The 13,995-nt window shown below is 62.9% G+C and carries 12 protein-coding genes; 4 read left to right on the top strand and 8 right to left on the bottom strand.

The annotated features are described in order from the left end of the window. Positions 1-404 precede the first annotated feature (404 nt). The 3 genes from L0B83_RS11610 to L0B83_RS11600 form a co-directional block, all read right to left on the bottom strand. Positions 405-3,578, bottom strand: coding sequence for a S8 family serine peptidase (locus L0B83_RS11610; RefSeq protein WP_234758605.1), 3,174 nt, complete (start codon positions 3,576-3,578; stop codon positions 405-407). Positions 3,579-3,857: 279 nt separating this feature from the next. Further along, positions 3,858-4,148, bottom strand: a complete 291-nt coding sequence (locus L0B83_RS11605) for a DUF1540 domain-containing protein (RefSeq protein ID WP_234758604.1) — start codon at positions 4,146-4,148, stop codon at positions 3,858-3,860. A 158-nt stretch (positions 4,149-4,306) separates the two neighbouring features. Beyond that, positions 4,307-4,492, bottom strand: a complete 186-nt coding sequence (locus L0B83_RS11600; protein WP_234758603.1) for a hypothetical protein — start codon at positions 4,490-4,492, stop codon at positions 4,307-4,309. A 354-nt stretch (positions 4,493-4,846) separates the two neighbouring features. On the opposite strand from L0B83_RS11600, the gene purS reads away from it, so the two are divergent. From purS to purL, 3 genes are read left to right on the top strand one after another with little or no spacing between them, the layout of a single operon-like run. Beyond that, positions 4,847-5,098: a phosphoribosylformylglycinamidine synthase subunit PurS gene (gene purS / locus L0B83_RS11595; RefSeq protein WP_074590667.1), complete on the top strand. Its 252-nt coding sequence runs from the start codon at positions 4,847-4,849 to the stop codon at positions 5,096-5,098. 1 nt (position 5,099) lies between these two features. After that, positions 5,100-5,855 carry a phosphoribosylformylglycinamidine synthase subunit PurQ gene (gene purQ / locus L0B83_RS11590; RefSeq protein WP_234758602.1) on the top strand — a complete coding sequence of 252 codons (756 nt, stop codon included), beginning with the start codon at positions 5,100-5,102 and terminating at the stop codon, positions 5,853-5,855. After that, positions 5,852-8,170, top strand: a complete 2,319-nt coding sequence (purL, locus tag L0B83_RS11585; RefSeq protein WP_234758601.1) for a phosphoribosylformylglycinamidine synthase subunit PurL — start codon at positions 5,852-5,854, stop codon at positions 8,168-8,170. The genes purQ and purL overlap by 4 nt, the downstream gene beginning before the upstream one ends. Before the next feature lie 67 nt (positions 8,171-8,237). Here the strand turns inward: purL and L0B83_RS11580 are convergent, their stop codons facing one another. Together L0B83_RS11580 and L0B83_RS11575 are read right to left on the bottom strand one after the other, a co-directional pair. Then, a complete protein-coding gene (locus tag L0B83_RS11580) occupies positions 8,238-9,011 on the bottom strand; it encodes a type IV toxin-antitoxin system AbiEi family antitoxin (protein WP_504745245.1) in 774 nt (257 codons plus the stop codon). Positions 9,012-9,307: 296 nt separating this feature from the next. Next, positions 9,308-9,601 (bottom strand): DUF503 domain-containing protein, encoded by a 294-nt coding sequence (locus tag L0B83_RS11575; protein WP_234758599.1) that lies wholly within the window; start codon positions 9,599-9,601, stop codon positions 9,308-9,310. Between the two features lie 81 nt (positions 9,602-9,682). Between L0B83_RS11575 and L0B83_RS11570 the strand changes: the two genes are divergently transcribed. After that, positions 9,683-10,540: a DUF1206 domain-containing protein gene (locus tag L0B83_RS11570; RefSeq protein WP_234758598.1), complete on the top strand. Its 858-nt coding sequence runs from the start codon at positions 9,683-9,685 to the stop codon at positions 10,538-10,540. Positions 10,541-10,596: 56 nt separating this feature from the next. On the opposite strand, the gene L0B83_RS11565 is transcribed toward L0B83_RS11570, so the two are convergent. Genes L0B83_RS11565 through ngcE form a run of 3 tightly spaced genes read right to left on the bottom strand, consistent with a single transcriptional unit; the run spans position 10,597 to position 13,921 of the window. Then, positions 10,597-11,490 (bottom strand): carbohydrate ABC transporter permease, encoded by an 894-nt coding sequence (locus tag L0B83_RS11565; protein ID WP_234758597.1) that lies wholly within the window; start codon positions 11,488-11,490, stop codon positions 10,597-10,599. Then, complete coding sequence (locus L0B83_RS11560; RefSeq protein ID WP_234758596.1) at positions 11,490-12,515, bottom strand: carbohydrate ABC transporter permease; 1,026 nt, start codon at positions 12,513-12,515, stop codon at positions 11,490-11,492. Before L0B83_RS11560 ends, L0B83_RS11565 begins: the two co-directional genes overlap by 1 nt. Continuing rightward, on the bottom strand, positions 12,512-13,921 hold the full coding sequence (gene ngcE / locus L0B83_RS11555) for an N-acetylglucosamine/diacetylchitobiose ABC transporter substrate-binding protein (protein WP_234758595.1): 1,410 nt from the start codon (positions 13,919-13,921) through the stop codon (positions 12,512-12,514). Before ngcE ends, L0B83_RS11560 begins: the two co-directional genes overlap by 4 nt. Positions 13,922-13,995: the final 74 nt, after the last annotated feature.

Genomic DNA, 13,995 nt, shown 5'->3' with positions numbered 1-13,995 from the left:
CAGCATAAAAGGACGTGTTGCAACCACCACTGGAATCCGCCCGCCCAAAAGAACCCAAAGGTGACCGGGCGTCCGCCCAAAAGACCCCAAAGGTGACCGAGCGTGCACCAAAAGGGCCCCAACGGTGACCGGGCGTCCGCCCAAAAGACCCCAACGGTGACCGAGCGTGCACCAAAAGGGCCCCAACGGTGACCGGGCGTCCGCCCAAAAGACCCCAACGGTGACCGAGCGTGCACCAAAAGGGCCCCAACGGTGACCGGGCGTCCGCCCAAAAGACCCCAAAGGTGACCGAGCGTGCACCAAAAGGGCCCCAAAGGTGACCGGGCGTCCGGGGGACAAGGAAGCGGCCGGCGGGATCTCCCACCGGCCGCTTTTCGCGTTTGCGTCAGACGATCACTGCTGCGCTATTGCGCGTTGTTTGACTCGTCGTCCCCTTCATTCTGTAGTTTGCCTTTGCCGTGTTCGCCTTCTTTGTCATCGTTCGGCACCACGGACACTGCGCCGCTTGCCGAGACAAGGACGGACACAAACGTCGGCGAGCTGGTGCCGGCAAACGTGAGCCGGCCGATGTATGAACCCGGTGTCAGGTTGTTCCACGCGAAGGTGAGTTTCCCGGACTTGCCGTTCTTCATCTCGATCGGGTTGGGCGTGACAGTGGCGTTGCCTTGGTTCGCACCCAGGATCGCCGCATCAACGCTGGCTTTTGTGGGCCGGTTGTTGGGGCTTGCGTACAGGTTAGCGATGATGGTGTAGGTTCCCGGCTGCGGGTTGTTGAGCGAAAGCGACTCACTGGCACTTGGTGTCGCCGCGGTGAACAGCTGACCCGACGGAGACAGGACATACAGATCGAAGTCCGCCGTTGGGTCGGAGGAAATCACCGAGAACTTCGCGAATGCCGTCCCTGGGGCAACCGTGGCGGTCTTGACGAAGTTCGAGGCGTTGTTCGCCAGGGCCACGGGACCGGGAACAAGCTCAGCCGGCGAGGAATCGGCCTTGGAGAGACCGTCAATGGTCACAGCCGTGGGCGAATCGGACCCGGAGACGATGTTGATGTCCCCCGATCCGCTTGCCTGCTGGGACGTGAAGGCGACGTTCTTGGAAGCCAGCACCGACTGCGGACGGACCGCGATCGGAGAGACCACCGACTTTCCGGCACCTTCCCATTTCAGCGATCCCATCGCGAAGGTCCCCAGGGTCGCCGTCTTGTTTTCGAAGGTGACCTTGAAGGTCTTCGTCTGGCCGGCTTCATTGAAGTTCAGCACGGACGGGGTGACCTTGACGTCGACACCGGGGAGGTTGACCGTGGCCCGGTATTGTCCCGGGGTGAGGGCCGTGACCGTGCGGGTGACCTCGATCTTGCCCGCGAGGTTGCCCAGGGCGAACGAGGGAAGGTTCATGTCGCGCGGCAAGGTCGAGCCAAGTCCCGGCTTGCCGAGATCGACGCCGGTACCCTGGATGAACTTGAGGTAGTCCTCGGTTCCGGCATCGTAGACGAGGCCCGGTTCCAGGACGCTGGCAGGGTTCATCTCTCCCGCACCCGTGGCAAACACGTCCTGGTTTTTGCTTCCATCGGCCAGCTTGACGTCACTCGCCGTCGTCATCATGGCCGACTTGACCGCGGCAGGTGACCAACCGGGATTCTTCGCCAGGATCAGCGCGCCGAAACCTGCAATGTGCGGGGACGCCATCGAGGTACCGGACATGAAACCGTACTCATCGCCATGGCTGCCAATCGGCGAAACTCCTGCCAGCACAGCGACACCGGGGGCCGAGACGTCCGGCTTAAGGAGATCCGAGTCGGTGGCGAGGAGCGGGCCGCGGGAAGAGAACCCGGCAATCTGCGGCTGGGCCTCGAGCGGAAGCCCGGTGGTGTCATGGTCAACCAGGGAAACAGTAAGCCCAGAGTTCGCCGCGACTTTGGCCTTGATGGCCTGCGACGCCGGAGGATTCACGTGGACGGTGGGCACAGCGTGCTTGTCCGTGTCCAACGAGGAAGTGGCGAGGTTCACGAGGATCATGCCCACGCCGCCTCCGCGGAGCACCTCGGCGCTCTTCGCGACGCGGTCAACCACCCCGCGGTCACACACCACTACCTTGCCGGCGATTTTTGCCGGGTCCAGGGACCCGGGGGCGCAAAGTGCAGCGTTACCGGTACCTGACCCGGCGTTTGCGGACAGCACGACGCCGGCCCCGCTCACTTGGTGGTTCATGATGCTGGCGCCGCGGAACTTGCTGCCATCGGAGAATTCGACCGTTCCCTGGAGTTCCTGGGAGAAGGTGGTAGCCGCAACCGTGGTCATCCAGGGCGCGCCGTGGTTGACGGTGCTGGCCTGGGGTCCCGAGTTACCGGCGGACGCGGCCACAAAGATGCCGGCCGACGCGGCAGAGAGGAACGCAAGCGAAACCGGGTCGGTGGTGGTGTCCGTAGCGCCGGAAATGGAGTAGTTCAGGACGTCCACGCCGTCGGCAATGGCCTGGTCAATGGCGGCGATGGCCGCGGAGCTGTAGCAACCACCCGTATTGGGGTTCGTGTCTTCCCAGCACACCTTGTAGATGGAAAGCTTGGCAGCTGGTGCCACGCCGCTCGTCTTGCCGAAGCTCCGGCCATCCACGAAGGTTTCCACGCCGGGGTTGCCCGCTGCGGTGCTGGCAGTGTGCGTACCGTGGCTCACGATGTCGATGGGCGAGATTTGTTCCTGCGGTGCCCGTTCGGCTGGCGGAACCGTCTGCAGGAAGGCATCCGCGAAGTAGTGGGCAGCGAGGACCTTGGAGTTGCAAGCGGTGCCGTCAAAGGCGGCACCGGTGTCTGTGCCCTTCTGGCACTCGCCTACGAAGGTGTCTCCGTTGGCCTTCAGCATGGCGATCTTGCCGTCACTCGTGCGGTACGGGACGCCGACTTGCGGATCTCCGACCAGCGGCTGGACGGGGTCCCCCGCGAAGAACTTGCTGGTGGGCGTGTAGCCGGTGTCGATGACACCCACCACGGTGCCCTTGCCGGCCTGGTCCTGGCCACCGAACTGGGTATTCCAAGCACCATTGGGTCCGCTGAGGTTAAGGAAATCGGTGGTGGAGTAGTCAGGAGCGGACTGCGTGTCCGGGGCCACGAGGAGAACGTCGGGGTTCCTCGCCAGATTGACGGCCTGGTTCGCGGAAAGCGTGGCGCTGAAGCCGTTCAGGGCCGTGGTGTAGTCGCGGTTGATGCTCACGTTCTGCTGCTTGGCCACATCCTGCTGCTTCTGCTGCAAGTGGGCCTGGTACTGCTTCACTTCGGGCTTGCCGACGTCCACTTTCTTGCCCGCCTGCGGCTTGGTAGGCGCATAGCCGGGCGTTCCGCCGTCGTAAGTGGCCGCCGGCTTCTCTGCCAGCACCACGACGTAGCGGCCATCCTGGTACGACTTGGGGTCGACATTTCGGGCAATGCCCGTGGCCGTTGAACCAAAGACCGTTGAGCCGGATGCGGGCGCCGCTTGTGCGGGGGTCAGCGCCACCGAGGAGAGCAGAACCGGCAGTCCGACGGCGAACGCCGCAGCCTTTCGAAGCCCCCCGCTTCCAATGAAGCTCTTTCCTTGTGAATTCACGAGTGATTGCACCTTTCCGGGCGATCGTGGCGGTCATGTCAAGATCAACCAACTAAGGATGGACACCGATTGACAGTTCTTGTAATCAGGGAATGCCCAGTTGGTTCATAGAGTACAGAGCGATAGTCAAATATGACATAGAACACATTTGGTGTTTTTTGTCACGTCATTCGGCATCAGAATACATCCGCACGCAGCAGCGGGCACGCCCCCGTCGGAAGGGGACGTGCCCGTTGCGCGGATATTCAGATATTGACGGCGACGGCGGGCCGAAAAACCTTAGGCGTGTTGGTACGTCAAGCAATCGGCCGCTTCGGCACCCGGGCCGATCCGGACATCGTGGGCCTCGCACATGAGGTTGTTGTTGTGGACGCATTCCGAGCGCTGGCATGCACCAACGTGCGCCAGGACCTTGGGGAGCCCACCCATGAGCGTGGTGTCGATGAAGGTGGCACAGGATGCGTGGTCCGTAGTTCCGCCAATCGTGATCCCGAAGGCGGTGCAGCCATGGTGGTTGAATCCGCAGCTCCCGACGCTGCAGGCAGATACTTCGGCGACGTGTTCGGTCATTGCTCCTCCTGTTTTGGATCCGTTTTGGATCCGCTTCTACGGGGAATTTCCGGGACAGCAATTCAAAACTACTCCCGAATGCGCACCTTTGACCGGGACGATTAGCGCATTTGTGCGTACCCTATTTCGGCGCGAGGCTTGGCGGCGGACAGGCCGCCCTAGGAACGAATCCCGCGCAACGCATCGCTGATTTTGGCCCTCGCCGAAGCATCCGGCGGGACGGAAATGCGGTTTTCCCGGGCCGCCCGCTCGTCCATGATCCGCTGGAAAACCACTCTCCCCAGGCCCGCGAAAACAGCAGCAAGGACCACGGGCAAAACCATCGACTTAGCGTTCTCGGCCATGCCGCAATCCTAGTGACGCAAACCACCCCCGGCCAGAGCCGCCGTCGTGCAGTGTCCGGAACCGTTGGCGGGGCCCTGAAAACACCCGACGACGGCGGGTTACGGGCGCGAATCGGCGCGTACCCATGTGCCTGGTTGCCCCCTCTTCACCGATCGCCCGCAAATAGGGTATGTCGCGATCTGGCCGGTAGAATGGGCATGCAAGCTCGCGGAGCGCCCATCTTATTCCGTAAGACTCTGCCGCCGAACACTGTTGCTGAACACTGTTTGGAGGCAGTTCCGGCGTGAGACGGCACCACTCCGCGGCAGCCTTTAACCAAGGTTTAACCAACGCTCACGCACAGGAGTTGCCGGATGCCCCGGATCGTCGTCGACGTCATGCCCAAGCCCGAGATTCTGGACCCGCAGGGAAAGGCCATCGTGGGCGCGCTGCCCCGCCTCGGCTTCACCGGATTTAGCGCAGTCCGCCAAGGCAAGCGCTTCGAACTGACCGTGGACGGCGAGGTGACCGACGCCATCCTCGCGCAGGCCCGCGAAGCCGCCGAGACCCTGCTGTCCAACCCGGTGATCGAAGACGTCGTCAACGTCGAGGTCGTCGAGGCCTGACATGACTGAACTTCCCCTGATCGGCGGAGCCCCCGTGGCCGTCGAACCCCATTTGGGCGGCGCCAAAATCGGCGTCGTCACCTTCCCCGGCACCCTTGACGACCGCGACGCCGCCCGTGCGGTCCGCCTCGCCGGCGGCACCGCCGTCGCTCTCTGGCATGGCGATACGGAACTGGGCGACGTGGACGCCGTCGTTATCCCGGGCGGTTTCTCCTACGGCGACTACCTGCGCGCCGGGGCGATCTCCCGCTTCGCTCCGCTGATGTCCCGCATCATCGATGCTGCCAACAGCGACGCCAAGCTGCCCGTCCTGGGTATCTGCAACGGCTTCCAGATCCTGACCGAGTCGCACCTGCTCCCCGGCTCCATGATCAAAAACGACCACTTGAAGTTCCTGTGCCGCGACCAGGTGCTGCGCGTGGAGAACAACAAGACCTTCTGGACCTCGGATTACCGGGCCGGCGAGGAAATCACCGTTCCGCTGAAAAACCAGGACGGCCAGTACATCGCCGACGAGAAGACCCTGGACGCCCTCGAGGCCGAGGGCCGCGTCGTGTTCCGCTACGTCGGTTGGAACCCGAACGGTTCGCGCCGCGACATCGCCGGCATCAGCAACGCCGCCGGCAACGTGGTAGGCCTCATGCCGCACCCTGAGCACGCGGTGGAGCCCGGATTCGGCCCGGAGTCCAACGCCGGAACGGATGGCTTGGGCTTCTTCACTTCCGTCCTGAACAAGATCGTGGGAGGCGCCAAGTGACCACCTCAGCTGAAACCGTCGGCAAGAAGTTCAACATCGACACCGTCGAGAACGCGGCCAAGACCCCGGATACCGAGCTCCCTTGGGCCGAACTCGGCCTGAAGCAGAACGAGTTCGAGGAGATCATCAAGGTCCTCGGCCGCCGCCCGACCGGCGCCGAGCTCGCCATGTACTCCGTCATGTGGAGCGAGCACTGCTCCTACAAGTCCTCGAAGAACCACCTGCGCCAGTTCGGCGAAAAGGTGACCGAGGAAATGAAGAAGGACATGCTGGTGGGCATCGGCGAAAACGCCGGTGTGACCAACTTGGGCGACGGCTGGGCCGTGACGTTCAAGATCGAGTCCCACAACTCGCCGTCGTTCGTTGAGCCGTACCAGGGTGCCGCGACCGGCATCGGCGGTATTGTCCGCGATATCATCTCCATGGGCGCCCGCCCCGTGGCCGTCATGGACCCGCTGCGTTTCGGTGCAATCGACCACCCGGACACCGCCCGGGTCATGCACGGTGCCGTTGCCGGCATCGGCGGCTACGGGAACTCGCTCGGCCTACCGAACATCGGCGGCGAAATGGTGTTCGATTCCGTGTACCAGGGCAACCCGCTGGTCAACGCGCTTGCCGTCGGCGTCATGCGCCACGAGGACATCCGCCTGGCCAACGCCTCCGGCAAGGGCAACAAGGTGGTCCTGTTCGGTGCGCGCACGGGCGGCGACGGCATCGGCGGTGCGTCCGTGCTGGCCTCCGAGTCCTTCGACGACACCAAGCCCTCCAAGCGTCCTGCGGTCCAGGTGGGCGACCCCTTCGCCGAAAAGGTGCTCATCGAGTGCTGCCTTGAACTGTTCAAGGGTTCGCTGGTTGAGGGTATCCAGGACCTCGGCGCCGCCGGCATCTCCTGCGCCACGTCCGAGCTCGCCTCCAACGGCGATGGCGGCATGCAGGTTGAACTGACCTCCGTGCTGCTCCGCGACCCCACGCTGACCCCGGGCGAAATCCTGATGTCCGAGTCGCAGGAACGCATGATGGCCGTGGTCACGCCAGAGAACGTGGCTGCTTTCGAAGCCGTCATGGACAAGTGGGCCGTGGAGTACTCCTGGCTGGGCGAGGTGACCGACACAGGCCGCCTGATCATCACCTGGGAAGGCGAAGTCATTGTCGACGTCGACCCGCGCACGGTTGCCCATGACGGCCCGGTCTACGACCGTCCGTTCGCGCGTCCGTCCTGGCAGGACTCAGTGCAGGCCGACACCTTCACGGGTTCCGTGCAGGACGCCGGCCGTCCCGCCACTTCCGGGGAACTTGCCGCAGCGATCACCGAACTCATTGCTTCGCCGAACATGTGCAGCAAGGCCTGGATCACCAACCAGTACGACCGCTACGTCGGCGGCAACACCGCCATGGCGTTCCCGGACGACGCCGGAGTGGTCCGCGTTGACGAGGAAACCGGCCTCGGCGTGGCCCTGGCCACCGACGCCAACGGCCGCTACACCTACCTCGATCCGTACCACGGCGCGCAGCTGGCATTGGCCGAGGCCTACCGCAACGTCGCCACGTCCGGCGCCGTGCCGATGGCCGTGAGCGACTGCCTGAACTTCGGCTCCCCCGAGGATCCGGAGGTCATGTGGCAGCTGGCCGAGGCGATCCGGGGCCTGTCCGACGCGTGCATGGAGCTCGGCGTCCCCGTCACCGGCGGCAACGTTTCGCTGTACAACCAGACCGGTACCGTGCCCATCCACCCGTCCCCCGTGGTCGCAGTGCTGGGCAAGCTCGACGACGTCGCGCGCCGCACGCCGTCGGGCTGGAAGGAAGACGGCCAGGCTATCTACCTGCTGGGCACCACGGCAGCTGAGCTGGACGGTTCGGAATGGTCCAACCTGCGCGGACACCTCGGCGGCCTGCCTCCGAAGGTTGACCTCTCCATCGAGCGGCAGCTCGGCGAGATCCTCGTCAACGCTTCCCGTGATGGCATGATCGACGCCGCGCACGACCTCTCCGAGGGCGGCCTCGCCGCGGCCCTGGTGGAGTCCGCACTCCGCTACGGCGTCGGCGCCCGGATTGCGCTCGACGAACTCATGGAACGCGACGGCGTGGACCTGTTCACCGCCTTGTTCTCCGAGTCCCAGGGCCGGGCCATCGTCTCCGTTCCCCGGTCCGAGGAAATCCGCTTCAAGGACATGTGCACCGCCCGCGGCTTCGCCCACCTCCGGATCGGCGTCGTTGACGCTGCCGGCGGCCAGCTGGAGATCAACGGCGTGGACACCCTGTCCCTGGACGCGCTCAGCGAAGCCCACGAAGGCACCCTGCCGAAGTACTTCGGCTAATCCACTGTCGATTGCTCCGTAACTGTCGTTTTGAACCTTCAGAACGACAGTTACGGAGCAATCGTTCTTAAGAGCGGGAAGGACGCCAACCGGCTTGGATCAGTGCGGTCCGGATCTTCGCCACGGCTGGCTTGGCATCGTTCACCATGTGGCGCTTTGAGATCCGGACCTCCGTCCAGCCCAAAGCCTCATACCGTTCCGAGCGGCTGATGTCCCGCACCACCTGTGCTTCGTTGCCGTGGTTCTCGCCTTCGTACTCGATGCCGATCCTGTACCTTTTGTACGACAAGTCAGGCTGCAGGAACCTCCCGCCGTCCCGGGCTTCAACTGGCACGTTGAGTTCGGGCTCCGGCAGACCTGCCCTGACAATGGCAAGCCGGAGCAATGACTCCTGTGGCGAATCGGAGCCCATGCGGATCAGCCGGATCGCTTCCTTGGCTTTGCGCAGGCCTCGCTTGCCTTTGTGGCGATCAATCATCCGCTGAAGATCCGCGACAGTGCACAGCGGCTCGTGTCGCCCTTCGAATTCAACCCGTGGCATCCGCACACAGCTGTCCCACATCACCACCAACTCGTCCACGGTCAGCATCTCGGCCATGTCCAGCCAAGTGCGCTCCACGGTGGTGACAAGAACGCCATCAACCGTCGTGACCTCGTCCGCATAGAGCTTCATGCGATGGACGACGACGTGAGGACGGTTAAGGTGGGCAGCGCCCTCCGGTCTGATCATGTGGAACATCTGGGTTGACTCCTTCTGGCGGCGTCGCGGCAGGTCAAGAAGCTCTGCCGCGGTGTGATGAGAGGCGGCGCATCGCTCATTGACCTCGACGAATGGGCGCACGCGGACATACAAGGGGAGTTCCGCCGTCGGGCTCTCCGAACGGATCCCCTTACCAAGCCTGTTCAGGGAACCGTGCCGCAGACGCCCAGGGCTGACACCCTCTCGGACCGCCTCGGAGATAGTGAACGGCCGAGCCTGGAGGCTCAAAGGGAGGCGACGCGGGGTTTTCATTGCCCAATCAGAACAGAAAAGGGCCCACCCCTGCAGAAGTTATCCACAGCCTCCATCGATTGCTCCAGAACGGTCGTTTTGGGCGCTCAAAACGACCGTTGCTCAGCAATCGATGCAAAAAAGAGTCAGTCTTCGCTGTGGAGGTCGCGGCGCCTGGCGCTGAGCAGTTCCAGTTCCGGGCGTGCGGCAACGAAGCGTTCGACGGCGTCGAGCACCTCCACGAGGTGCGCCCGGTCTGCGGCCACAGCGCCCGCGCCGATGAGCACACGGCGATGCTGGTCCAGGTACCCCGTCTCCGCGGCCGAGACCTCGTAGCGCCGTTTCAACTCGGCGATCAGCGGGCGCACGAGGGATCGTTTCTCCTTCAGGCTGTGCACCTCGCCGAGGAGGATATCGAACTCGATCCACGCGATCCACATGCGCCCATCGTATCCAGTGGTCGCCCGACCTCCCGCTTCGGGGCAGCCGGTGGCAAGATGGGGACAGACCGAAGGAGCTCCATGGGCGCAGAAGAGAAAACGAACAAGGCACGCAGTGCAGTTTCCCAAAGCGCCGATTCAGTGGGGAACGCAGTTGACGAGGCCAAAGAATCACGCACGGTCCGGGTCGTGGCCCGGTCCGGCTTCGTGGCCTTGGGACTGATACACATCCTGATCGGGAGTATCGCTCTGGAGGTCGCGCTGGGTGCGTCCGGCGGCCAGGCCGACGAAAGCGGTGCCGTGGCCCAGTTGGCTGCGACGCCAGGCGGCGTGGTCCTCTTGTGGGCGGGGCTGATAGCCTCCGGTGCCCTCGCGCTCTACATGGCCACTAATGCCGTGATGGGGTGGAGCGGGGGCAGCTCGAAACCTTGGCTGAATCGGCTCAAGGCAGCCGGGCTGGCCGTAGTCTTCGCGGTGGTCGCGGTGACCTTTGGCAGCTTTGCGCTCAGCCGTCCGAGCAACAGCAGCGAGAAATCCCGCTCGGCCAGTGCAGACCTCATGTCCAGTGCTCCGGGCACTGTCTTCTTGGTGGTCATCGGGGTAGCGCTGCTGGCGGCCGCCGGCACCTACATTTTCCTGGGGATCACACGCAAGTACGAAAAGAACCTGACGGGTAAACCGCCAGGAGTACTGGGAGATGCGTTTACGGTGTTTGGCGTGGTGGGCTATTGCGCCAAAGGGGTGGCCCTCGGCGCCGTCGGCCTGCTCATCCTGATCGCGACGGCCGCGCACGACCCCTCCCAACAAGGCGGGCTCGACGCGGCGCTCAAGGCCTTCCTGAAACAGCCCTTCGGCGGGTTAGTGCTCGGGTTCGTGAGTGTGGGACTCATGGCCTACGGGGTTTACTCGTTGGTCCGTTCCCGTTACCAGCGGCTCTGACGGCGGCCGCACCATAGGTGGGGACCGCCGTCGGGCGCTTATTTAGTCCGGCTGTGCTATTTCGACGTGCCTTGCGACACCGAACCCTGCAGCTGGCGCTGGAAGATGACATAAACGATCAGCACCGGAACCACCGTGACGGTGACCGCCGCGAACAAGGCGCCGAAGTCCACCGCGTAACCCATTTGGCCCGCGAAAGCGGCCAGTCCTTGGGATAGCACGCGCGGCCCGGCCGCGTTGATGGCCACCGGAATCAGGAATTGGTTCCACAGGCCCAGGAAGTTGAAGATGGCCACCGAGGCGAGTCCCGGCTTGGCCATCGGGAGCATGACTTGGAAGAACGTCCGCCACTCGCCTGCTCCGTCCAAGGCAGCCGCTTCCGTGATTTCGTGCGGGAGCGACTTGAAGAAGGAGAACAGGAAGAAGACTGTGAACGGAAGGGCGAAGCCGACGTAAACCAAGGTCAGACCCGGCAGGGTGTTCAAGAGACCGATGTTCCGCATGATGAAGAACAGCGGCACCATGGCGAGGAAGATCGGGAACGTGAGCCCGGCCAGCATGAGGTAGTAGATCGCCTTGCTGCCGAAGAAGACATAGCGCGCCAGGACGTAGGCGCACATTGCGCCCAGAACCATGACGATCACCAACGCGGAGCCGACCACAATCACGGAGTTGAGGAAGTAGCTTCCGATCCCTGCCTCGGTCCAGGCCTTGACGTAATTGTCGAACCGCCACTGGGAGGGCAACGCGAACGGCGAGGCGAAGATCTCGCTGGAGGTCTTGAAGGAGGACATGAAAGTCCACAACAACGGCAGGATCACGATGAGCGACCAGATGGTCAGGGCCGTGTGGGAAACGGCGCCGACCACCTTGTCCGCGGGCGTCATGGCAGGTTTGCGCTCGTTAAAGTGCAGCGACTTCATTTCCCGGCTTGCTGTTTGGGTAGTCATCAGAGGGACACATCCTTGTCCCCACCCGTGAGCCTGTTGACCAGGAACACGAGGCCGGAGAAGATCAGGGTTGCTATGGCAAGGACCACGCCCATGGCGCTGGCCAGGCCGAACTGGCCCTTGGTAAAGGCGGTGAAGAAGAGCTGCTGGGACATCACCAAGGTTGAGTTGTCCGGACCGCCGCCGGAGTTCAGGGCAGCCATGTAGACGAAGGCGTCCAGCGCCAGGATGCCCATGTAGATGTAGGCGGTCTGGATGTTGTCGCGGATCAAGGGGATGGTGATCGATACGGCAGTGCGGAAGCGTCCCGCGCCGTCGATCCTCGCCGCTTCGAACAGTTCTGCCGGGATGCCCTTGATGCCCGCCACGAACAACACCATGTAGAAGCCGATGAAGCCCCACACGATGACGAACATCGTGGCAATCATGGCGGTGTTCTTATCCCCGAGCCACGCAAAGGACTTGAACTGTTCCATGCCGAGGGACGTGAGGATGCCGTTCAGGAGCCCCCCGGAAGGATCGTAGATCTGGCCCCACATGATGCCGATTGCAATCGCCGGAATCGTGTAGGGGAAGAACGAGACTACCCGGTAGAAGCTGGAATTGCGCAGTCCCTTGGTCTGGCCCCTGCTGCTGCCGCCAACGGTCACCAATGTTGCCAGTACGAGGCTCAGGACGATCGTGACGATGGGCAGGACGATGACCAACAGGATGTTGTTCCCCATGGCTTTCATGAAGATGTCATCCGTGAAGAGCCGCCGGTAGTTCTCAAGTCCGATGAAGTTTTGCTTTGGCGAGAATCCGCTCCAGTCGGTCAGGGAGTAGCCGAACGCCTGGACAAACGGTGAGATCACGAACACGATGTAGATCGCCAAGGGCAGGCCTAGGAAAACCACGAAGAAACTGATCTTGTCGAATGTCAGCGGCTTGCGCCGCCTCTTGTAGACCGGTGGTGCTGCTTCCGGAGCGACGACGGCGGAGGCGCCGCCGTCGACCCGGAGTGACTTTCCTTTCACTGAAGTCACTTCACTTCAATCTTCTTGACCGAGCTGTCGTTACGGACCTTGTCGGTGATCTTCTGCAGGTCCGACGTCAGTGTGGCGACGTCGGACTTTCCATCGAGGAACGTGTTCCAGACGACCAGCTGGTCCTTGTTGGTGCCGTAGAGGTCAATGAAGTTCCAGGTGTAGATGTTGTCGCCTGCGTCGCTGAGCAGCTTGGTTTGGGAGACCAGTGCCGTTGAGCCGAATCCATCGGAGGGAACGGTGTCCTTGACGATGGTGGGCGCCAGTTTGGTCTTGGCGAAGTTGGTGGCAGCGTCCTTGGAGAGCATGACGCGGAGCAATTCCTTGCCGCCGGGAACGTTCTTGCCCTGCGAAGGAACAACGAACGGCTCGCCCGCTGCACTGTGCAGGGCAGAGTACGGGAGTTTGGAGCTGGTGGTCACTGAAGGGACGGGAGCACCGGTCATCTTGAAGCCGGCCTTCGTCTGGTCCTTCATCTCGTTTTCGATCCATGAACCGGACGGGTAGAACACCGCTTCCTGGGCGTTGCTCCACTGCGCCTGTGCCGCCGTGAACTGTGTGCCCGAGCCGCCGGGCTTGAAGTAGCCTGCCTTGATGATTTTTGCCATAGCGGTGAAGACGCTCTGGAGCGCAGGGTGGGACCAGCAGTCCGGCTTCAGGTTTTCAAGGCCGAGGCGGACATCGTGGCCGCCTTCCTTGATGGCGGAAGCAATCGCCATTTCCTGGTAGTACGTGGCGGCTTCCTTGCCCCACACAAACAAATATTTGCCCTTGGCCTTGGCCTGCTCGCCGAGTGCGTACATTTCGTCCCAGGTCTTGGGAACGGACCAGCCGTTCTCCTTGAGCAGGGCATCGGAATACCACATCGCATAGACGGTCAGGACGTAGTTCAACGCCGCCAGCTTTCCGTCAAAAGTACCCGGGGCGAGGACCCCGCCGTAGAGGGTGTCCTTGATTACCTTGCCCTCGAGGTTCTTGGCGTTGACCACGCTGGTCAGGTCTTCAAGTTGGGCCAGGATGGTGCTGAAGCCGATTGCCTTGGCACCGGAGTTGTCGATCAGGTCCGGCGGGTTTCCTCCGACGAATCGCGGCTGGAGTTCCTGCGCGATGTCCGTGGAGGGGGAAATCTTGGCGGTGGAACCTGAGTGTGCGTTCTCGAAGGCCTTGCCCGCGAACTCAACGTAGTCGATCCCGTAGCCGCCCTTGAAGATCACGGCGTCAACGGTGGATTTGTCTGCCATACCAAAAGGATTGGTATCTGAAACGGTGCCCGTGGGGCCCGTGGTTCCTCCGCCGCCACCGCCCGCGCAGGAGGCCATTGAGCCGGCCAACGGCACAAGCACGGCCGCGGCGAGCGCGCCGCGGAGGAAACCGCGGCGTGCAAGGGGCTGCTGCTGAACGTTCATCCTAAAACCCTCCAGAGACTCGTTATGCCGATCCCGGGCGGCTTATTGGCCGGCAGTCGATCGGTCCGGGCACC

This window comes from Arthrobacter alkaliphilus (genome assembly GCF_021483235.1).
Taxonomy (GTDB): domain Bacteria; phylum Actinomycetota; class Actinomycetes; order Actinomycetales; family Micrococcaceae; genus Arthrobacter; species Arthrobacter alkaliphilus.
The sequence above is the reverse complement of the archived record's forward strand: the minus strand, read 5'-3'. Positions and strand labels throughout refer to the sequence as shown.